Below are 20,953 nucleotides of genomic sequence, written 5' to 3'. Positions count from 1 at the left end.
GCCGTACGGGTTCTGCGGCGGCTGGCCGTACGGCCAGCAGCCCACGTCGGGGCAGCCGTACGGTCAGCAGCCCACGTCGGGGCAGCCGTACGGTCAGCAGCCCACCTCGGGGCAGCCGTACGGCCAGCAGCAGCCGTACCAGGACCCGTACGGCCAGCAGCAGCAGCCGCCGTACGGCGCGCCGGCGTACCCGAACGCCGGCTACCCGCAGCAGCAGGGCCAGAACAACACCCTCGGCCTGGTGTCGATGATTCTCGGCATCGCGGCGATCCCGCTGCTCTGCTGCTTCTACCTGGGCATCCCGCTCGGCATCGCGGCCGTGGTGACCGGCTACCTGGGCCGTCAGAAGGCCGCCCAGGGCCAGGCCAGCAACGCCGGGCAGGCCAAGGCCGGCCTGATCTGCGGCGCGGTCGCCGTCGGGTTGGGCATCCTGCTGATCATCCTGAGCGTCGTGGCGCAGGTCAGCCTGCCGACCCAGCCCTGACCGGTCCGTTCGTGACGGGGCGCTCCGGATTCGTCCGGGGCGTCCCGCGGTCGCACCGGTGGTGAACGGTCACTGCGCCGGGGCTCGGGTGAGCACGCGGGTGGCGGCGGCACCGAGCAGCGCGCCAACCGCGATGACACCGGCCGCCACGAGCCCGACCTGCCAGGCCACCGGCCCGAGCTGCGCCAGCCGGCCGGCGCCGAGCGGGCCACCGGAGATCGCGGCTGCCACGCCGACCAGCACGCCGGCCACCGGCCCGGCCAGCACCGCCGGCGCCAGCAGCTCCGCCCAGCGCTGCGGGGGCCGTTCCGGCCCGGCGGCCCGGGCCACGCGACGGGCGAGCAGCCAGCCGGCGACCATCCCGACCAGCACCGGCACCGCGAGCAGCAGGGCGCCGAGGCCGTCCACCGGGCCGCGCGGCAGGCCGGCGAGCAGCGGTACGGCCGGCAGCGCGCCGACCGACACCTCACTGGTGCGGACCGCGGTGTCGACGCCGACCGTGAAGCCCGGCCCGAGCAGATAACTCGTCGACCAGATCGCGGCGTTCGGCGCGTACGCCACGCTGACCAGGGTGATCCCGGCCTGCCCGGCCACCCCGGTCCGGTACGCCCCGATCATGTCCGCCGCGTCCCCGCCGCCGGTGGCCACCGCCAGGCCGGCCGCGCCGGCGCCCGCGCCGAGCAACAGCAGCGCGGCCACCAGCCCGGTGCGTACGCCGGCACGTAGTGGGCCCGGCATCCGGGCGACGAGCAGCCGGGTGACGGCGGTGATCCGGGTCGCGCCGACCAGGGCGGCGAGCGTGCCGACCACCGCGAACGTGGCTGCCGCCCGCACCGGGGACGCGTCCGGCCCACCGGCGCCGAGCAGAACGGCCGCCAGGGCGCCGAGCAGCGCGTACGCCACACCGACCGCGACCGCGGCGAGCAACGCCCGGCGTGGTGAGCGGGTGCCGCGGGCGCCGATCGCGCGGCTGACGTGCACCCCGGCCCGGCTCAGCCGCCAGAGTGCGAGCACGGTCAGCGCCAGCGGGGCGAGCGCGAACGGGCCGGACTCGGTGCGCAGCGGCACCCCGTGCCCGAGGAGCCACCCGGCCAGCGCGGTGCGCAGGGTGCCGCTCAGCGTCGCGGAATCCGCGCCGAGCTGGACCAGGCCGAGCACGATGGCGACCGGCAGGTACGACGTGAGCGCGGCCCAGCCGGCGGCCACCCCGGCGGCGACGGGCAGTGGTGCGCGCCCGCGCGGCGACTCGCCGGCGCGGGGCGCGGGCACCCGTCGGGCCGGCGCGGCACGGCCGAGCGGCCGGTCGTCGGCGCTCACACCGCCGGCACGGCTGGGATGGTCAGGGGTGACGGGGGACATCCGCTCTACTCTGGCACGTCGCGCCTGCCGGAGCAGTCCGTTAACCCGCCCCGACGGGCGGCGAGTTGACCGAATCGGGCTTTGGGACGCCCGGTCCGGTCTAGCCTCGGCCCTGAGGGGTCGGCTGTCGCCGCCGCCCGGGTCGGGGTCCGCCGGTCGCGGTCCGGTCGGCCCATCGCCCAGGACCGCCGGGAGGTTGCCGTGACGAGCGCATACCCGCCGCCACCGCCGAGGGGACGGGATCGGACCACGCTCTGGGGCGTGCTGGGCATCGTGCTGGGCCTGATCTGCTGCGGCATCCTCGGCATCATCTTCGGCTACCTGTCCATCCGCGACGCCCGGCGGTACAACCAGTCGCCGGTCCTCGGCTACCTCGCCATCGCGTTCGGCGTGATCAACATCATCGGCGGGGCGATCCTGCGCTCCACCGGAAACTACCCGTTCTGGAACAACGACTGAGCGGGCTGATCAGCTGACGAGCCGACGCTCGTACCGCAGGCCGGGGTTCCGTCGACGCGGCTCCGGAGGTGGTACGCGCAGGGGGTCGACCGGAACCGGTCGACCCCCTGCGATGCTGCCTGGCCGGCTCAGTTGCCGGACATGATCTCCCGCATCAGCTTCGCGGTCTCGGTCGGCGTCTTGCCGACCTTGACTCCGACCGCCTCCAGCGCCGCCTGCTTCGCCTCGGCGGTGCCGGCCGAGCCGGAGATGATCGCCCCGGCGTGGCCCATGGTCTTGCCGGGAGGCGCGGTGAAGCCGGCGATGTAGCCGACCACCGGCTTGGTGACGTTCGCCTTGATGAACTCGGCGGCCCGCTCCTCGGCGTCGCCGCCGATCTCACCGATCATGACGATGGCGTCGGTCTCCGGGTCGGCCTCGAACGCCTTCAGGGCGTCGATGTGGGTCGTCCCGATGATCGGGTCGCCACCGATGCCGACGCAGGTGGAGAACCCGATGTCGCGCAGCTCGTACATCATCTGGTAGGTCAGCGTGCCGCTCTTGCTGACCAGGCCGATCCGGCCGGAGCCGGTGATGTCGGCCGGGATGATGCCGGCGTTGGAGGCGCCCGGCGAGGCGATGCCCGGGCAGTTCGGCCCGATGATCCGGGTCCGCTCACCCTGCGCCAGGTTGTACGCCCAGAACGCGGCGGTGTCGTGCACCGGCACACCCTCGGTGATCACCACGGCCAGCGGAATCGCGGCGTCGATCGCCTCGACCACGGCGGCCTTGGTGAACTGCGGCGGCACGAAGATGACCGTGACGTCGGCCCCGGTCTCGGCCATGGCGTCCGCCACGGACGCGAAGACCGGAAGCTCGGTGCCGTCGAAGTCGACCTTCTGGCCCGCCTTGCGCGGGTTGACGCCACCGACGACGTTGGTGCCGGCGGCGAGCATCCGCCGGGTGTGCTTGGAACCCTCGGAACCGGTCATCCCCTGCACGATGACCTTGGAGTCCTTGGTCAGCCAGATAGCCATGATCAGACCCCCGCAGCTGCCAGCTCGGCGGCCCGCTCGGCCGCGCCGTCCATGGTGTCGACCCGCTGGATCAGCGGGTTGTTCGCGTCGTCGAGGATCGCCCGGCCGGCCTCGGCGTTGTTGCCGTCGAGCCGGACGACGAGCGGCTTGGTGACCTTCTCGCCCCGCTGCTCGAGCAGGGCCAGCGCCTGCACGATGCCGTTGGCGACCGCGTCGCAGGCGGTGATGCCGCCGAACACGTTGACGAAGACGCTCTTCACCGACGGGTCGGAGAGGACGATCTCCAGGCCGTTCGCCATCACCGCGGCGCTCGCGCCGCCGCCGATGTCGAGGAAGTTGGCCGGCTTGACGTTGCCGTGCCGCTCACCGGCGTACGCGACCACGTCGAGGGTGGACATGACCAGACCCGCGCCGTTGCCGATGATGCCGACCTCGCCGTCGAGCTTGACGTAGTTGAGGTCCTTCTCCTTGGCGGCCTGCTCCAGCGGGTCCACCGAGGCCTGGTCGACCAGGGCCTCGTGGTCCGGGTGCCGGAACGCGGCGTTCTCGTCCAGCGTGATCTTCGCGTCGAGCAGCAGCATCCGCCCGTCGCCGTTCTTCGCCAGCGGGTTCACCTCGACCAGCGTGGCGTCCTCGGCGACGAACGCCTGCCACAGGCCGACGGCCACCTCGACCACCTGGTCGGCGACCTCGGCCGGGAAGCCGGCGGCGGAAACGATCTCCCGCGCCTTGGCCTCGTCCACGCCGACGTTCGCGTCGATCGGAGCCTTGACCACGCGGTCCGGGGTCTCGGCGGCGACCTGCTCGATGTCCATACCGCCGGCGACGCTGGCGATGCAGAGGAAGGTGCGGTTCGCCCGGTCGAGCAGGTACGAGAAGTAGTACTCCTCGGCCACGTCCGCGGTCACGGTGATCATGACCTTGTGGACGGTGTGGCCCTTGATGTCCATGCCGAGGATGTCGGTGGCCCTGGCCACCGCCTCATCCGGGCCCTCAGCCAGCTTGACGCCGCCGGCCTTGCCTCGGCCGCCGACCTTCACCTGCGCCTTGACGACCACCCGACCGCCGAGGCGTTCGGCGATCGCGCGGGCCTCCTCCGGGGTAGTGGCGACGCCGCCGGCAAGCACGGGCAAGCCGTGCCGCTCGAACAGGTCCCGCCCCTGGTACTCGTACAGGTCCACGATTGCGCGTCCCGTCCCGTCTCCGCGGCGCGCCGTCGCGCCGCCACCAGCGTTCAGAAAACAGTTTGACGCCTGTCATCACTTGACACAGGCCATTGGCCGCAGCCTAGCGAGGTGGGCACGGCCGGCAACCGAGCGGGTGCGCGGTGTGCGGTAATGCACAACCGGGCGTCGAGCGGGGCCGGTTCCGGGCGCGGCGCGGGTGGCGTCAGCCGTCCGAGCGATGTTGCCGCGGGTGCGTAACCCGGCCGTCGGGGCGTCGTTGAGTCAGGTGTCGGAGCGCTGAACAGCGCGATGACGGGAGACGGCCGATGCCCTGTCGGTCGAGGGGTGGCGGCGGGGCATCGTGCATAGAGGGGCCGGACGTGTGAGGGGTGCGTCCGGCCCCTCCCCCGTGCCCGGACCCGTCCGACGGCCCCTTCCGGCGCGCCTCAGGCGACCGGCTGCGCGACGTTCTGCCGGACCCACTCGACGATCGACTGGGTGGTGGCGCCCGGCGTGAAGATCTTGGCGACGCCCAGCTTCTCCAGCTCGGGGATGTCGCCGTTGGGGATGATGCCGCCGCCGAACACGACGATGTCCCGCGCGTCCCGCTCGCCGAGCAACTCCAGCACCCGACGGAAGAGCGTCATGTGCGCGCCGGACAGGACGGAGAGACCGACCGCGTCGGCGTCCTCCTGGATGGCGGTCTCCACGATCTGCTCGGGAGTCTGGTGCAGGCCGGTGTAGACGACCTCCATCCCGGCGTCCCGCAGGGCCCGCGCGACCACCTTGGCGCCCCGGTCGTGGCCGTCCAGGCCTGGTTTGGCGACGACGACCCGAATACGAGAGCTCATCAGCGCACACCTTTCACCGGCTCCACGGCCTTCACCTGAACGAACGGTAACCCGGCCGACCGGGCCCGGGAAATCCGGGCCGGGAAACCGGGCGGCGGCGCGGTGCCCCGGGGGGCACGGTCACCGGGAGTAGGGCGTGGTCACACGGCGGACTCCGTCCCACCTCCTCGTCAAGCCGGACGACTCCGCCGGACCGGTCACGGTCGGCGACGAACGGGCAGTAACGAGGGCACCGATTGACGTCACGAGGCGTGACAATCACGGACGCAAACGGACAGATCGACACGCCAATTCGGCGCTCTGGCTTGTGAGTCGCCTGGTGGTTGGCTAACGTGTCCACGGTTGTCATCAAGTCCCAGGACGGGTGACGACGCGGTCAGCGGATGTTCAGCAGAGCTTCACGAACGTCCACCGGCCGCCTCGGAACCCCGACAACGGAGGGTGTGCGTGCGCCAGCGCCTGTCGTCTGAGCCCGATAGATATCGCGGTCGTCGCCGCGTACCCACCCCCCCGCGTAGCCGTTACGCCGCGGTCGTCACGACCGCCTTCGTCGGAGCCGGCATCGTCGCGCTCGGCGCCAGCGCCCTGCCGGACGCCAAGGACGTCAGCCCTTCGGTGCTCGACGAGCTCAAGCAGGCGTCGGTCACCAGCCAGGACGCCGCGGCCCGTGCGGACAACGCCGACCGCGCCTCCCGGGACAGCCGGGTCGAGGACGCGGCCGAGCCCGAGATCTGGCGGCTGCCGCTCCAGGGCTACGACTTCAACTCCCCCTACGGGGTGCGCTGGGGCAAGATGCACACCGGCGTGGATCTGGTCGTCCCCGAGGGCACGCCGTACGTGGCGATCCACGACGGGCTGGTCACCAAGGCCGGTTGGTTCGGCGGGTACGGCTACGCGGTGATCGTCCAGCACGCCGACGGCAGCGAGGCCATCTACGGCCACTCCTCCGCGCTGAGCGTCAAGGAGGGTCAGCAAATCAAGGCGGGCGACCAGCTCGGCCTGGTCGGCCAGACCGGCCACGCCTACGGCACCCACCTGCACCTTGAGCTCCATGTCAAGGGCGAGCCGATCGACCCCGTGCCGTTCCTGCAGGAACGCAATGTGGACATCCAGCTGCAGATCGAGGCAAACTAGAGCGAGGTAGCCGCGCCCTGACGCTGCGTACCGACCGTTCACCGCCCGGATCAGTCGATCCGGGCGGTTTTTCATTGCCCCGGCGGGGTGAATGTCTGCTGGGTCACAGCACTGACTGTGATCGACGCCACCGGTCGACAAGATCAGTTTTGCGGATGGATCACCACGGACCGGGTCATATCCGGGCAGGCAGCACCCGGCGGGTCGGCTGGCGGCCTGGTCCCCGTACCTGTCCCGGCTCGGCCCGACACCAGTATTTCGAGGTCAAGTGCCCCTCGACTGTGAAGGTCCGCCGTGCAGGAAGACAGCTCCGTCCAGAACGAGAACACCCCCGACACCGCCACCGAGCAGCCGCGGCGCGCCGGCCGGCGGAACCGCCTCATCGTGCTCGGCGCGGCCGCCCTGGTTGCCCTCGGCCTGGGGGGCGTCGCCGTCGCCACCACCGGCCCGGACCGTCCGGCGCCCACCGCCGTCTCCCTGGACGCGCAGTCCCGGGCCGAGGCGGCCAGCCGGGCGGACCGCTCCACCCGCGAGTCGAGCGCTCCGATCTCCCCCTCGGCCAGCCCGACCGCGAGCCCGACGGCGACCAGCGCCGTCCCGACGCCGACGAAGACGGCCACCGCGAAGCCGAAGCCGAAGCCCAAGAAGACCGCGAAGCCGACGCCGGCCTGGGTCGACCCGATGCCAGGCGCCTCGGTCACCTCCTGCTACGGCCAGCGCTGGGGCACCCTGCACGCCGGCATCGACCTGGCGCTGCCGTCCGGCACGCCGATCCACGCCGCGGCCGCCGGCACCGTGGTCCAGGCCGGTGACGCCGCCGACGGGTACGGCAACTCCGTCTTCGTCGACCACGGCAACGGTTACCTGACCCACTACGCCCACCAGAGCCGCATCGCGGTCACCGTCGGCCAGAAGGTCAAGGCCGGTCAGGTGATCGGCTACGAGGGCGCCACCGGCGACGCCACCGGCCCGCACCTGCACTTCGAGGTGCACCAGGGCATGTGGAACCAGATCGACCCGGCGCCGTTCATGCGGACGCGCGGCGTCGACCTCGGCTGCTGAGCCCTCTCTGCGAGAAGTGTCCGTACGGCGGCGGTCTCAGTGCTGAATGAGACCGCCGACCGGAACGGAGGCGACGTGGCCGGTCACCGGAAGGGTGTGCGCCAGTGCGAGGCCGATGTCGACAAGCCCTGATCGGCGCAGCTGAGCTACGTCGGGTATCGGAGTCCAGACCGACTCGGCGGTTTCGCCGTTCGGCTCGGGCCGGAGAGCGCCGCCGGTGATACGCACTCGGTAGAAGATGCCGACGTTCTGGTGCTCGATCCCCCGATGCGCCTCGGCAGCGGGAATCACTCTCGAGTCCACACCCAGCAGGCGTTCCACCACCCCGTCGCAGCCGGTTTCCTCGGCGAGCTCCCGGATCACCGCATCGAACGGATCCTCCGCGTGCTCGACCTTGCCGCCCGGGAGGGTCCAGTGACTGCCGCCCGCCGGTGGGACGTAACGGGCGAGCAGGACCCGCTCATCCTCGATGCACACGGCGTACGCCGCCAGCCGGAAACTCATCCGCGCACCTCCCGCCGGACCCTACATCGCCCGGCGCCCGCAAGGCTTCGCCGAAATCCCACAGCCGCACCGCTAGCGCACGCAACTTCAGGGAAAGAGTGGCCTCCGGCGGTGCCGAGACCACCCTTTCCCTGAAGCAGTGCGGATCGTGGGCAGCGGACCTCCGGCCCGCGCGTTTCGGGTCAGAGCTTGTCGATCGGGGCGTGCCGCAGCACCAGCCACATGGTCTGGTCACCGAAGTCGATCTGCGCGCGGGCGCCCGGCCCGTGCCCCTCGACGGCGACGACCCGCCCCAACCCGTACCGCTGGTGGTTGACCCGGTCGCCGGCCGCCACCTTCGGCCCCTGCGGCAGCTCGCTGGCCGTGGTCAGTCGACTGCCGTCCACCCCGAGCCGCTTGGCCAGCTGGGCCGCCTTCGGCGTGCCCCCGCTGAAGGTGCCCCGAACGCCCGGCGCGCGGTCCGCGCGACCACCGACGCCGCCGCCCCCACCGGCCCACGAGGTGTACGACCCCTCGGTGCGCTCCCAGTGCACCAGCTCCGGCGGTAGCTCCTCCAGGAACCGCGACGGAGGGTTGTAGGCCGGCTGCCCCCAGGCCGAGCGGGTCACCGCCCGGGAGAGGTAGAGCCGCTGCCGGGCCCGGGTGATGCCGACGTAAGCCAGCCGGCGCTCCTCCTCCAGCTCGCGGGTGTCGCCCAGCGAGCGCAGGTGCGGGAAGACGCCGTCCTCCAGCCCGGTCAGGAAGACCACCGGGAACTCCAGCCCCTTGGCGGTGTGCAGCGTCATCAGCGTGACCACGCCCTGATGGTCGGGGTCGTCGGAGGGGATCTGGTCGGCGTCGGCGACCAGTGCGACCTGCTCCAGGAAGCCCGCCAGGGTGGCCCGCTCGCCCTCCGCGCCGGTCGCCTCGATCCGCTCGGTGTACTCGCGGGCGACGCTGACCAGCTCCTGGAGGTTGTCCACCCGGCCGGCGTCCTGCGGGTCCAGGCTCTCTTCCAGCTCGGTGAGGTAGCCCGAGCGGGTCAGCAGCGCCTCCAGAACCTCCTCCGGAGTGCCGGTCTCGGCCAGCTCCCGGGCGCCGTCGAGCAACGCCACGAAGTCGTCGATGCCGTTGGCCGCCCGGCTGGAGATGCCCGGCGCCTCGCGGGCCCGGCGCAGGGCCGCGCCGAAGGAGATCCGGTCGCGGCTGGAGAGCGCCTCGACGCAGGCCTCCGCCCGGTCGCCGATCCCCCGACGCGGGGTGTTCAGCACCCGTCGCAGGCTCACCGTGTCGTCGTCGTTGACCACCGAACGCAGGTACGCGAGCGCGTCGCGGACCTCCTTGCGCTCGTAGAAGCGCACCCCGCCGACCACCTTGTAGGGCAGGCCGACCCGGATGAACACCTCCTCGAAGACCCGGGACTGGGCGTTGGTGCGGTAGAAGACGGCGACGTCGCCGGGGCGGGTCTCGTCGGCGTCGACCAGCCGGTCGATCTCCCGGGCCGCCCAGTCCGCCTCGGCGTGCTCGGTGTCGGCCACGTAGCCGACAATCTGCTCACCGGCGCCGGCCTCACTCCACAGCCGCTTCGGCTTGCGGGAGGTGTTCCGGTCGATCACCGCGTTGGCCGCGTTGAGGATGGTCTGGGTGGAGCGGTAGTTCTGCTCCAGCAGGATCGTCCGCGCGTCGGTGAAGTCCCGTTCGAACTCCAGGATGTTGCGGATCGTCGCGCCCCGGAACGCGTAGATCGACTGGTCGGCGTCACCGACGACGCACAGCTCGGCCGCCTGGAGCCCCTCGGTGCCGGACACCAGCTCCTTGATCAGCGTGTACTGCGCGTGGTTGGTGTCCTGGTATTCGTCGACCAGGACGTGCCGGAACCGGCGACGGTAGCTCTCGGCCACGTGCGGATGGGACTGGAGCAGATGCACCGTGGTCATGATCAGGTCGTCGAAGTCCAGAGCGTGCGCCTCGCGCAGCCGCCGCTGGTAGAGCGTGTACGCCTCGGCGAGCGCCCGCTCGTTGGGCCCCTTGGCCCGCTCCGCGAACTGCTCCGGGTCGACCAGCTCGTTCTTGAGGTTGGAGACCTGGGCGGCCAGCCCGCGCGCCGGATAGCGCTTCGGGTCGAGGTCCAGTTCGCGGGTGACCAGCTGCATCAGCCGGCGCGAGTCGTCCGCGTCGTAGATCGAGAACGTGGACTTCAACCCGGCGTGCTCGTGCTCGGCGCGCAGGATCCGGACACACGCGGAGTGGAACGTCGACACCCACATCAGCCGGGCCCGCGGGCCGACCAGCGCGGCCACCCGCTCCTTCATCTCGCCGGCCGCCTTGTTGGTGAAGGTGATGGCGATGATCTCTCCGGGGTGCACGTCCCGAGCGGCGAGCAGGTACGCGATCCGGTGTGTGAGCACCCGGGTCTTGCCGGACCCCGCGCCGGCGACGATCAACAGCGGCGAGCCGGCGTGGGTGACCGCGTCGCTCTGCGGCCCGTTCAGCCCGGCGAGCAGCTGCTGCGGATCGAGGCGGACGGCGGCCGGCCGGGGCCGGTCCGGACGGGCCTGTGCGGACTCCGGCGCAGGCGGGGACGCGGGAATGTCGAAGAGAGGATGCATCGCGCGACAAGTCTATGCCGCCGGCCGGACACTTCCCCGACCGCGCGGCGTCGTCGTCGGCGCGCCCGACCGCCGACGCGGGACGACGACGGTGACAGCAACCTGGTGGGCACCCAGGGTCACGGCTCCAGGGACGTGCCGGAGCAGAGAAGGTGCCCTGTTGACACCGAATCCTTGCGCAGGGGCCGGCCGCATGGGCATACTCGACGGCGTGTTCGCTCAGCGCTACTACTTTTACTACGGCACCGGGAGTCCGGCAGCCGTAGGTCGCGCCTGATCGATCAGACCTGCGAAAGCCCCGGGCTCCTGGAGCCCGGGGCTTTTTCGTCCCGGGATCCGGGCACCGGGCACGACAGTGCGAGAGGTACCCGATGATGACAGACGTGGCGGAGCAGAGCGGCGGGCCGGTCCGACCGGGGGCGGAGCAGCCCCCGGTCGACGGAAGCGGACCCGCGGCAGGGGTGGCGCCACCGGCCGAGGACGGGGGGCCGGCCGAGGCACGGACCGGCACCGCGGAGCCGGCCGCCGCCGCACGGATCGTGCAGATCAGGGAACGGATCGACGAGATCGACAACGCGATGATCTCGCTCTGGCACGAGCGGGCCACGCTGTCCCAGGAGGTCGGGGCGACCCGGATGGCGTCGGGCGGTACGCGCCTGGTGCTCTCCCGGGAACGGGAGATCCTGGAGCGTTTCCGGGTCGCGCTCGGCGCCGACGGCACCCAACTGGCGCTGCTGCTGCTCCGGGCGGGGCGCGGCCCGCTGTGAGCCGCCGAGGCCGGCCGTCCGGTCCCGCTCGGGTCGGCGGCGCTCCCCGGCCCGGGCCCTGGCCGGCCGGACGGCACAGCCAGCCGGACGGCACGGCCGTCCGACGTCACGGGCGTCCGGACGGCACCGCTAGCCGGACGGCGCGGCTGGCCGGACGGCACGGCTGGCTGCGCAGCGCCGGAGCGGGCCCCGGACAGACGAAACCGCCTGCCGTCGTCGTGGTGACGTCGGCAGGCGGTTCCGGTGACTCAGGCGGCCTCGTGGCTCGCGACAATCTCGCGCTTCTCCGCGAAGTGGCAGGCGCTCGGGTGGTCCGAGCTCGGCCGGATCTCCAGCAGCGGGACCTGCTCGGCGCAGACGTCCTGCGCCTTCCAGCAGCGGGTCCGGAACCGGCAGCCCGAGGGCGGGCTGATCGGCGACGGCACGTCACCGGTGAGCCGGATGATCGTCTTGTTGTGCCGCTGGGTCGGGTCCGGCACCGGCACCGCCGAGAGCAGCGCCTGGGTGTACGGGTGGGTCGGCCGCTCGTAGATCTCGTCCTCGGTGCCAATCTCGACGATCTTGCCGAGGTACATCACCGCGACGCGGTCCGAGAGGTGGCGGACCACCGACAGGTCGTGCGCGATGAAGACGTACGAGAGCCCGAACTCGCCCTGCAGCTTCTCCAGCAGGTTCATCACCTGGGCCTGGATGGAGACGTCCAGCGCCGACACCGGCTCGTCGCAGACGATCACCTCGGGCCGCAGCGCGAGCGCCCGGGCGATGCCGATGCGCTGGCGCTGACCGCCGGAGAACTGGTGCGGGTACCGGTTGATGTGCTCCGGGTTGAGCCCGACCAGGTCGAGCAGCTCCCTGACCTTCGCCCGGCGGCTGCCCTTCGGCGCCACCTCCGGGTGGATCTCGAACGGCTCACCGAGCAGGTCACCGACGGTCATCCGGGGGTTCAGCGAGGTGTACGGGTCCTGCATCACCAGCTGGATCTGCCGACGGAGACGCCGCAGCGCACCGCCGGAGAGCTTGGAGATGTCCTGGCCCTTGTAGACCACGCTGCCGGCGGTCGGCCGCTCCAGGTTCATCAGCACCCGGGCGAGGGTCGACTTGCCGCAGCCGGACTCACCGACCACACCCAGCGTCTCACCGGCGCGCAGACCGAACGAGACCCCGTCGACCGCCTTGACCTGACCGACGGTCTTCTTGAACACCACGCCCTGGGTCACGGGGTAGTGCTTGACCAGGTCACGGACCTCGATGATGTTCTCAGACACGGTTCACCAGCTCCTCGGCGAAGTGGCAGGCGCTGGCCCGTGCGGTGCCCACCTGCAGCAGGGGCGGGAGCTTCTCCCGGCACACCGGCTGAGCCATGGGACAGCGCGGGTTGAACGGGCAGCCCGGCGGGATGTTCATCAGGTTCGGCGGGAGGCCCTTGATCGTCCGGAGCTGCTGCCCCTTCTCGTCCAGCCGCGGGATCGAGTCGATCAGACCCAACGTGTACGGGTGCGCCGGCTTGGCGTACAGGTCGTACACGTCGGCTTCCTCGACGATCCGGCCCGCGTACATGACCGCGATCCGGTCCGCGACGTCGGCGACCACGCCGAGGTCGTGGGTGATCAGGATCATGCCCATCTGCCGCTCACGCTGAAGCTCGGCGAGCAGGTCCATGATCTGGGCCTGCACGGTCACGTCGAGCGCGGTGGTCGGCTCGTCCGCGATCAGCACCTCAGGATCGAGCGCCAGCGACATCGCGATCATGGCGCGCTGCCGCATACCGCCGGAGAACTGGTGCGGATAGTTGCTGAACCGGCCCTTGGCGTTCGGAATCTTGACCTGGTCGAGCATCTCGATGGCGCGCTTCTTGGACTCCGCGCGACCCATGCCCCGCCGGATCCGGAACTGCTCGGCGATCTGGAACCCGACGGTGAAGACCGGGTTCAGCGCGGAGAGCGCGTCCTGGAAGATCATCGCGATGCCCTCACCGCGGATGCGGCGGCGCTCCTCGCTGGACATGGTGAGCATGTCCTTGCCGTGGAAGCGGACCTGCCCATTGGTGACGAAGCCGGGCGGGGTGTCGAGGATGCCCATGATGGTCTGCGCCGTGACGCTCTTACCGGAGCCGGACTCGCCGAGCACGGCGAGGGTCTCCCCCGCGTCGACGTGGTACGTCACCCCGTTGATGACCTTGGCGACGCCGTCCCGGGTACGGAACTCCACCCGCAGGTCGTCGACCTCGAGCAGCCGGCCGGAGGGACGTCCGGAGCCGCCGGTTCCCGGCGCGGACTGCTCAGACACGAGAATGTCGGACAACTGGATCTCCCCTAGCGGAGTTTCGGATCGAGGGCCTCGCGGACCGCCTCACCGAGCATCACGAAGCTCAGCACGGCGGTGACGAGGAACGCGGCGGGGAAGAACACCAGCCCCGGCGCGACCCGGATGAACTGCTGCCCGTCGCTGATCATGATGCCCCAGGACACCACCGGCGACTTCAGGCCGACGCCCAGGAACGACAGGGTTGCCTCGGCGCCGATGAACGAGCCGACCATGATCGTGCCGTAGACCAGCAGCGGGGCCAGGCAGTTCGGCAGCAGGTGCTTGAGGATGATCCGGCCGGTGCCGGCACCCAGCGCGCGTGCCGCGACGATGTAGTCGGCCTCCTTGGTGGCGAGCACCGAGGAGCGCATCAGCCGCATCACGACGGGCCAGCTCAGCACCATCAGGGAGGCGATCACCAGGCCCATGATCTCGGCCTTGCTGTTGCCGGCGCCCGACCCGTTGAACGTGGTCAGGATGACGATCGCGCCGAGCACGAACGGCAGACCGAAGAAGACGTCGGCGATCCGGCTGAGCAGCGCGTCCACCCAACCACCGCGGTAGCCGGAGATGATGCCCATGGTTCCACCGAGGAGCAGGGTGCCCACCACGGACAGCACGGCGACCACAATCGACGCTCGTGCGCCGTAGATGACCCGGGCGTAGACGTCGCGGCCCTGCACGTCATAGCCGAACCAGCCGTCGGCGGAAGGCTTGTCGAGGCTGCGGGCCAGCGTGCCGTTGACCGCGTCGCCCGGGGCGAACAGCGCCGGGAAGGCCGCCATCAGCAGGAAGATCACGATCAGCGTGGCCGAGATCCAGAACAGCGGCTTGCGCCGCAGGTCCCGCCAGGCGTCACCGAGCAGGCCGCGCGGCTTCTCGTTGCTCTGGGGCAGGCCAGCGGTGGTGGGGGCGCCGGCGTCGGTCGACTGCGCGGGAGGGGTGCTGACGATCGATGCGGTACTCGGGTCACTCATAGCGGATCCTCGGGTCCAGGGCGGCGTAGAGCAGGTCAACCAGCAGGTTCATCAGGAGATAGACCAGCACGAGGACGACCACGATCCCTACCACGGTAGCGCTTTCCTTGGTGATGATCGCGCGGAAGACCTGGCGGCCGATTCCGTTGATGCCGAAGATGCCCTCGGTGACGATCGCGCCGCCCATCAGGGCACCGAGGTCGGTGCCGAGCAGGGTGACCACCGGGATGAGCGAGTTGCGCAGCAGGTGCACGCCCACCACCCGGCGCATCGGAAGGCCCTTGGCGATGGCGGTACGCACGTAGTCGGCGCGGCGGTTCTCCGCGATGCTCGTTCGTGCCACTCGCGCGATGTACGCCACTGACGCGCTACCCAGCACGAAGCCCGGCACGATCAGTTCGGAGAGCCGCATCTCGGAGGAGACGGTCGGCTTGATGATGCCCCACTGCACGCCCAGCAGCCACTGAAGCACGAAGCCGACGACGAAGACCGGCAGCGCGATCAGGAACAGGGTGGAGACCAGGACCAGGTTGTCCAGGAACCCGTTGCGCCGCAGACCGGTCAGCACGCCGGCGCCGAGGCCGATCACGGCCTCGATGCTGAGCGCCACCAGGGCCAGCTTCAGGGTGTTCGGGTAGGCGGTCGCGATGATGTCGCTGATCTCGCGTTGCTGGAACGTCTGACCGAAGTCGCCCTGGAGCAGGTTCTTCATGTAGTTGCCGTACTGCACGAAGACGTTCTGGTCGAGGTGGTACTTCTCGGTCATGAAGGCGATGTACTGGTCCGGGCAGCGGCGGTCACCGCACTTGCCGGCGAACGGATCGCCCGGAACGGCCCAGACGAGGGCGTAGATCATGAACGTCGTACCGATGAAGACCGGCACGAGTTGGAGCAGCCGTCTCAACAGATAACGGCCCATGGGGTGGTCCTCCAGACAGGGGGCGCGTCGGACGGCCGACACGGTGGTGACAACGTGGCGAGTGGAATGTTGTAACACTCACTCGCGGAACGGCCCCGGGTCGGGCTCACCGGATGTGGCGAGCCCGACCCGGGGTCAGACCGTTCGGATCAGAGCTCGACCGAGGTGATGTCGAGTTCGCCGACGTTGTTCAGCTCGAGCTTCTTGATCTTCTCCGAGTGGCCGGACTGCTGGCCGTAGAAGTAGACCGGGATGCTCGGGACGTCCTGGTCAACCAGCTCGACAGCCTTGGAGAACTGCTCGTGCGAGGCCTCCAGGCTCGGTGCGGCGCCAGCGGCCTTGGCCAGGGCGTCGACCTGCGGGTTGCTGTAGAGGCCGTCGTTCGAGGAGCCACCAGTCACGTAGAGGGGGTTGATCCAGTTCTCCACGTCCGGGTAGTCCTGCTGCCAGGCGGCACGGTACGGGCCGGTCATCTTGTGCGCGTTGACCTGCTGGCGGAAGACCGCGAAGGTCGGCATGCCCTCGGCGCGAGCGTTGATGCCGAGGTTGGTCTTGACCTGCTGCGCAACGGCGTCCATCCAGTCCTTGTGGCTGGAGTCCGTGTTGTAGAAGAAGACCATCTCGCCCGTGAAGCCACCGGCCTCGGCCAGGAGCCGCTTGGCCTCGGCGGCGTCGAACTTGCAGGCGGTGCAGTTGCCCGGCTTGGCGCCCGGGGTCAGCGGGTTCGCCCAGCTGTCGGCCGGCTTGCGGGTACCGAAGAAGATCTTGTCCGTGATCTCCTGGCGGTTGATCGACAGCGAAACGGCACGACGCAGCTTCGGGTTCTGGAAGCGCTTGTCGTACATCGGGAACGCGATCAGGCCGGTCGTCGGCGTGGTGGTCGACAGACCCCGCTCACCGAGGTCGGTCTTCCACTTGTCACCGGCGAGCGCCGAGGTGGGGATCGACTCCAGGAAGTCCAGGTTGTTGGCCAGCAGGTCGTTGTAGGCCGCCGTCTCGTCCTGGTACAGCTTGACGTCGACGTCCTTGACCTTCATGGTGTCGCGCAGGTTGTAGTCGTCGAAGCGCGTCAGCTTGATGAGGACGTTGTCCTCCCACGACAGGAACTTCACCGGGCCGTTACCGATCGGCTTCTTGCCGAACTCCTCGGGCTTCTGGGTGAAGAACACGTCCGGCAGCGGCATGAAGGCGCTGTAGCCGAGCTTGGTCGGGAAGACCGCGGTCGGGGCCGCCAGGGTGACCTCGAAAGTCTGGTCGTCGACGACCTTCAGGCCGGACAGCTTCTCGGCCGAGGGCGGCGGAGCCTTCTTCGGGCCCTCGCCGTCCGGGTCGGACGTGTAGGTCTTGTCGAAGCCCGCGATGTCCGAGAAGAAGGTGCCGTTCTGCGCGCCGTTCGGCGAGTAGGCGGCCCAGTTCCAGGCGTCGACGAAGTTCTTCGCCTTCACCTCGGTACCGTCGTGGAACTTGGTACCCTTCTTGATCTTGATCGTGAAGACCTTGGAGTCCGTGGTGTTGATGGACTCCGCCAGCGCGTTGCGCGGGGCCCCACCGTCGTTCGGGTACTCGACCAGGCCGGTCCACAGCCAGTCGATGACCTTGCCACCGCCGGTCTCCGTGGTGTTCGCCGGGACCAGCGGGTTCTCCGGCTGGACGCCGTGGATAACGATCGAGCCGTCCTTGCTGGCGGCGGCGTCGCCGTCGCCGTCACCGCTCGAGCAACCGCTCGCGACAAGCGCGGCAGCCGCGCTGAGCGCGATCGCGCTCGTCGCCCGCTTCGAGACTCTCATTCCGAGGGGCCTCCTCTTTCTAAGCCTGGTTCCGTCGTGGGTTTCACGCACGTCTGGGGGTGACACCGCCCGACCACCCCGGGGCGCGGGTCGCCGGGTTCACAGGGAAGTTGGAGACACCCCTGATGTTCCGATCCGCCGGGCTCCCCACCCGACGAGGCGCGACCCGACGCAGGCGACACAGCCACGAACCGGCCGCGAAACAGCGGAGGTCGTGGTCGTGGGCCGTACGGAGTGCCGCACACCGAGGGTGAGGTGCTGCCACTGTGACACCCACTGGCCTCTTCCGTGAAGGTGCCGTTATCAAGCCGTTAGTTGCCCGCCACGTTGCCGATACTTGAAAATTGATCATAAAAGGGTCGGGTCGGGCAGCTCTGAGCAGGAAATACGTGGTCCAGCCGGACACCGGCGCCCGGCGTAGTCTCAGGTTCTGTGAGCTTTCCGGCGTCCGCTCCCGTGCTGTCCGACGTCCGCCGCGCGCTGGCGGTCTTTGCCCATCCGGACGATGTCGACTTCGGCTGCACAGGCACGATTGCCGGCTGGGTGGACGAGGGCGTCGAGGTCGCCTATCTGATCATCACCCGTGGCGACGCCGGCGGCTTCGACGACACCGACCGGGCCGAGATGCCCCGGCTGCGCGAGGCCGAACAGCGGGCCGCGGCCGCCATTGCGGGCGTGCGGCAGGTCGACTTCCTCGACGGGTACCCCGACGGAACACTGACCTCGACGCCGGCGCTGCGCCGGGACATCGCCGCGGCCATCCGCCGGTTCCGACCCGACCGGGTGTTGACCAGCTCTCCGCTGCGCCGCTGGGACCTGCTGGCCGGGCCGAGCCACCCCGACCACCTGGCGGTCGGGGAGGCCACCACCTGCGCCATCTATCCGGACGCGCGCAACCCGTTCGCGTTCCCGGAGCTGCTGGCCCAGGGGCTGGAGCCGTGGGTGGTCCGGGAGGTCTGGTACGCCGGCGGCCCCGCCCCGGATCACGCCGTCGACATCACCGACCGGTACGACCGCAAGGTGGCCGCGATGCGCGCCCACCACTCACAGACCGGTCACCTGGACGTGCCGGCCTGGATCCACGACCGGCTCGCCGAGGTCGCCGCCGACGCGGGGCTGCCGCCGGGCCGGCTGGCCGAGGCGTTCACGGTGCTGCGGACCACCTGAGCAGGGTCACACGAGCCGGCGGTCCGCCGCCCATCGCGAGAGTTCGTAGCGGTTGGACATCTGGAGCTTGCGCAGCACGTTCGACACGTGCGTCTCCACGGTCTTGATGGAGATGTACAGCTCCTTCGCGATCTCCTTGTACGCGTACCCCCGGGCGAGCAGCCGCAGCACCTCCCGCTCCCGGTTGGTGAGCTGGTCCAGCTCCGGATCGGCCACCGGGGCGTCCGGCCGGGCCGCGAAGGCGTCCAGCACGAACCCGGCCAGCCGCGGGCTGAACACCGCGTCACCGTCGGCCACCCGACGGATCGCCGCCGCCAGCTCGTCCGGCGAGATGGTCTTGGTGACGTAACCCCGGGCACCGGCGCGGATCAGCCCGATCACGTCCTCCGCCGCGTCGGAGACGCTCAGCGCCAGGAACTTCACCTGCGGATGGCTACGCCGCATCGCCTCCAGCACCGCGCGTCCGCCGCCGTCGGGCATGTGCACGTCGAGCAGCACCACGTCCGGTCCGGTCGCGGCGATCCGGGTGACCGCCTCGGCCACCGTGCTCGCCTCGCCCACCACCTCGACGTGGGCGCCCAGCTCCGCGCGCACCCCGGCCCGGAACATGGCGTGGTCGTCCACCAGGAACACCCGCAACCGCTCGGGGCGGGCCTCCGCCGGGTCGAGGTGCTCCATCGACTGCTCAGCCATGGTCATCTGTTCCTCTCCGCTGCGGACGAGTCCCGGGAGATCGGCAGGATCAACCGGACCTCGGTCCCCTCCCCCGGGCCGGACCGGATCTCGGCCCGTCCGCCGTGCCGCTTCATCCGCCCGATGATCGAGCCGCGTACGCCGTGCCGGTGGTCCTCCACGGTATCCGGGTCGAAGCCCGCTCCCCGGTCCCGGACAAAGACGCTGACCTGATCGGGCTCCACCTCGGCGTAGAGCGACACGGTCTGCACCCCCGCGTGCCGGGCCGCGTTCACCAGCGCCTCCCGCGCGGCGGCGACCAACGCGTCGACCCGCTCGTCGTTCTCCCGGTCACCGACCACCACCGCCTCCACCGTGATCGCGAAGGTGTCCTCGACCTCGGCCGCGGCCTGCTCCAGCGCCGCCGCGAGGCGCTCGTTCGGCGACGCGGTGGGCTTGTAGAGCCAGTTGCGCAGCGAACGTTCCTGCCCCCGGGCCAGCCGCTGCACCGTCTTGACGTCGGCGGCGTTGCGCTGGATCAGGGCCAACGTGTGCAGCACCTGGTCGTGCACCATGGCGGCCAGCTCGGCCCGTTCCTGCTCCCGGATGCGCCCCTCGCGCTCCGAGCGGAGCTGGTTGTACGTCCGCCAGAGCACCGGCGCCGCGACCACCCCGACCCCGGCCAGCCCGACCAGCGCGAAGATGACCCCGTTGATCACGGCGTCGAAGTTCTGTGCCGGCGAGTAGACCGCCGCGACGCCGATGATGCCGACCGCGACCAGCACCCCACCGCCGATGAACCGCAGCACGAAGGCCCGCCGGTCGCTCTCCTCGACCACCGCGCCGAGCCACGGCACCGGCATCGTGTCGCCCCAGCGCCGCCGCCGCTCGGGCGCGGACTGGTGCCAGATGACTCCGGCGCCGACCGCGATGATGGCCACCAGCCAGCCGGCGGTGCCCGCCGCGCCGACCGAGTCGAAGACCATCACCTGGATCAGCAGGACCCCGAGGCCGATCCCCACGAACGGCAGGAGCTGGGCCACGTCCCGCCGGGGCGGCACCGCGGTGTCACCGGGCCGCAGCGGCACCACCGCCCAGAAGGCCGCGTAGAGGAGCAGGCCGAGCCCGCTCAGCCCGAGCAGCACCATGAACGCGACCCGCACCCGCAGCACCGAGATGCCGAGGTGGTCGGCGATGCCGGCGGCGACGCCGGCGGCCATCCGGTGCTCGGGGGCGCGGTAGAGGCGTGGAGGCGGGGTCGCGATGCTGATCGGAGGCTCCCGGGTCATGGGTGGCGGGTCGGGCGAGGTCGGTGAATCCGATCGTCACACGCTGCGGGGTACCGCGACCACGGGGACGCCCCCGACATTCCGGCCGCCCGGATCTCAGGGTGGGGTCAGGGTCGGGTCCTGAGGTCGCTCGGGCGAACCTGGCAGCAGGATCGAGGCATGACCGAGGAAGCTGCCCCGCCGCCCCGACCCGGGTCGGCACAGCCGGGCGGTTCATCACCGCCCTCACCAGCCGCGATACCCGCCGGCTGGGCCGAGGCGACCCCGTTCGGCCCGCCCACCGGCGCCACCACCGGGTTCGACCCCGGCCCGGCCGCCGACCCCACACCGGGGGCTGCGGGCAGCGCGGGCTACGGGCCTGGCGCCGGCTACGGGGCCGGCAGCGCCGGCTACGGGCCCGGCGCCGGCTACGCGGCGGGCACCGGCTACGGGCCGGGCGGGACCGGGG

19 protein-coding genes and 1 pseudogene are annotated in these 20,953 nt (G+C 70.8%); 7 read left to right on the top strand and 13 right to left on the bottom strand.

The genetic code is table 11. The features are described 5' to 3' along the window. The coding region (locus EAD89_RS01370) for a DUF4190 domain-containing protein (RefSeq protein WP_121674391.1) at window positions 1–484 on the top strand (484 nt) is incomplete at its 5' end. Window positions 485–553: 69 nt separating this feature from the next. Here EAD89_RS01370 and EAD89_RS01365 read toward each other — a convergent pair. Then, on the bottom strand, window positions 554–1,843 hold the full coding sequence (locus EAD89_RS01365; protein WP_121654420.1) for a DUF6350 family protein: 1,290 nt from the start codon (window positions 1,841–1,843) through the stop codon (window positions 554–556). A 201-nt stretch (window positions 1,844–2,044) separates the two neighbouring features. Between EAD89_RS01365 and EAD89_RS01360 the strand changes: the two genes are divergently transcribed. Further along, window positions 2,045–2,302, top strand: coding sequence for a DUF4190 domain-containing protein (locus EAD89_RS01360; protein ID WP_121654419.1), 258 nt, complete (start codon window positions 2,045–2,047; stop codon window positions 2,300–2,302). Between the two features lie 128 nt (window positions 2,303–2,430). On the opposite strand, the gene sucD is transcribed toward EAD89_RS01360, so the two are convergent. The 3 genes from sucD to EAD89_RS01345 form a co-directional block, all read right to left on the bottom strand. After that, entirely contained in the window at window positions 2,431–3,318 is an 888-nt protein-coding gene (sucD, locus tag EAD89_RS01355) for a succinate--CoA ligase subunit alpha (protein WP_121654418.1), read from the bottom strand. Between the two features lie 2 nt (window positions 3,319–3,320). Continuing rightward, a complete protein-coding gene (gene sucC / locus EAD89_RS01350; protein WP_089019038.1) occupies window positions 3,321–4,499 on the bottom strand; it encodes an ADP-forming succinate--CoA ligase subunit beta in 1,179 nt (392 codons plus the stop codon). Window positions 4,500–4,930: 431 nt separating this feature from the next. Next, window positions 4,931–5,335 carry a cobalamin B12-binding domain-containing protein gene (locus EAD89_RS01345; protein WP_074314422.1) on the bottom strand — a complete coding sequence of 135 codons (405 nt, stop codon included), beginning with the start codon at window positions 5,333–5,335 and terminating at the stop codon, window positions 4,931–4,933. A gap of 447 nt (window positions 5,336–5,782) precedes the next feature. Here EAD89_RS01345 and EAD89_RS01340 point away from each other — a divergent pair, with 447 nt between their 5' ends. Both EAD89_RS01340 and EAD89_RS01335 read left to right on the top strand, forming a co-directional pair. After that, a complete protein-coding gene (locus EAD89_RS01340; RefSeq protein ID WP_121654417.1) occupies window positions 5,783–6,469 on the top strand; it encodes a M23 family metallopeptidase in 687 nt (228 codons plus the stop codon). Window positions 6,470–6,763: 294 nt separating this feature from the next. Beyond that, on the top strand, window positions 6,764–7,531 hold the full coding sequence (locus EAD89_RS01335; RefSeq protein ID WP_121674390.1) for a M23 family metallopeptidase: 768 nt from the start codon (window positions 6,764–6,766) through the stop codon (window positions 7,529–7,531). A gap of 36 nt (window positions 7,532–7,567) precedes the next feature. Here EAD89_RS01335 and EAD89_RS01330 read toward each other — a convergent pair whose 3' ends face one another. Together EAD89_RS01330 and pcrA are read right to left on the bottom strand one after the other, a co-directional pair. After that, window positions 7,568–8,035, bottom strand: a complete 468-nt coding sequence (locus EAD89_RS01330; protein WP_121674389.1) for an NUDIX hydrolase — start codon at window positions 8,033–8,035, stop codon at window positions 7,568–7,570. A gap of 182 nt (window positions 8,036–8,217) precedes the next feature. Further along, complete coding sequence (gene pcrA, locus EAD89_RS01325; protein WP_121654414.1) at window positions 8,218–10,623, bottom strand: DNA helicase PcrA; 2,406 nt, start codon at window positions 10,621–10,623, stop codon at window positions 8,218–8,220. Window positions 10,624–10,994: 371 nt separating this feature from the next. On the opposite strand from pcrA, the gene EAD89_RS01320 reads away from it, so the two are divergent. Beyond that, the gene (locus tag EAD89_RS01320; RefSeq protein ID WP_121654413.1) at window positions 10,995–11,390 is read left to right on the top strand and encodes a chorismate mutase; all 396 of its coding nucleotides are present in this window, start codon (window positions 10,995–10,997) and stop codon (window positions 11,388–11,390) included. A 248-nt stretch (window positions 11,391–11,638) separates the two neighbouring features. On the opposite strand, the gene EAD89_RS01315 is transcribed toward EAD89_RS01320, so the two are convergent. From EAD89_RS01315 to EAD89_RS01295, 5 genes are all read right to left on the bottom strand, one after another. Beyond that, the gene (locus EAD89_RS01315) at window positions 11,639–12,655 is read right to left on the bottom strand and encodes an ABC transporter ATP-binding protein (RefSeq protein ID WP_121674388.1); all 1,017 of its coding nucleotides are present in this window, start codon (window positions 12,653–12,655) and stop codon (window positions 11,639–11,641) included. After that, on the bottom strand, window positions 12,648–13,676 hold the full coding sequence (locus EAD89_RS01310; RefSeq protein WP_121654411.1) for an ABC transporter ATP-binding protein: 1,029 nt from the start codon (window positions 13,674–13,676) through the stop codon (window positions 12,648–12,650). Before EAD89_RS01310 ends, EAD89_RS01315 begins: the two co-directional genes overlap by 8 nt. 26 nt (window positions 13,677–13,702) lie before the next feature. Continuing rightward, on the bottom strand, window positions 13,703–14,671 hold the full coding sequence (locus EAD89_RS01305; RefSeq protein WP_121654410.1) for an ABC transporter permease: 969 nt from the start codon (window positions 14,669–14,671) through the stop codon (window positions 13,703–13,705). Then, on the bottom strand, window positions 14,664–15,590 hold the full coding sequence (locus EAD89_RS01300; protein ID WP_121654409.1) for an ABC transporter permease: 927 nt from the start codon (window positions 15,588–15,590) through the stop codon (window positions 14,664–14,666). The genes EAD89_RS01305 and EAD89_RS01300 overlap by 8 nt, the downstream gene beginning before the upstream one ends. Window positions 15,591–15,739: 149 nt before the next feature. Then, window positions 15,740–17,377, bottom strand: coding sequence for an ABC transporter substrate-binding protein (locus EAD89_RS01295; RefSeq protein WP_121654408.1), 1,638 nt, complete (start codon window positions 17,375–17,377; stop codon window positions 15,740–15,742). A 432-nt stretch (window positions 17,378–17,809) separates the two neighbouring features. Between EAD89_RS01295 and EAD89_RS31275 the strand changes: the two genes are divergently transcribed. Then, window positions 17,810–18,544 carry a PIG-L deacetylase family protein gene (locus EAD89_RS31275; protein WP_305034180.1) on the top strand — a complete coding sequence of 245 codons (735 nt, stop codon included), beginning with the start codon at window positions 17,810–17,812 and terminating at the stop codon, window positions 18,542–18,544. Between the two features lie 6 nt (window positions 18,545–18,550). Here EAD89_RS31275 and EAD89_RS01285 read toward each other — a convergent pair whose 3' ends face one another. After that, on the bottom strand, window positions 18,551–19,237 hold the full coding sequence (locus EAD89_RS01285) for a response regulator transcription factor (RefSeq protein WP_199723394.1): 687 nt from the start codon (window positions 19,235–19,237) through the stop codon (window positions 18,551–18,553). 2 nt (window positions 19,238–19,239) lie between these two features. After that, window positions 19,240–20,505 (bottom strand): ATP-binding protein, encoded by a 1,266-nt coding sequence (locus EAD89_RS01280; protein WP_121654406.1) that lies wholly within the window; start codon window positions 20,503–20,505, stop codon window positions 19,240–19,242. A 159-nt stretch (window positions 20,506–20,664) separates the two neighbouring features. On the opposite strand from EAD89_RS01280, the pseudogene EAD89_RS01275 reads away from it, so the two are divergent. Beyond that, a pseudogene (locus EAD89_RS01275) lies at window positions 20,665–20,953 on the top strand (hypothetical protein); the annotation flags it as partial.

The organism is Micromonospora sp. BL4 (assembly GCF_003667505.1).
In the GTDB taxonomy this organism is placed as follows: domain Bacteria; phylum Actinomycetota; class Actinomycetes; order Mycobacteriales; family Micromonosporaceae; genus Micromonospora.
This window is presented reverse-complemented; position numbering and strand designations above follow the sequence as displayed.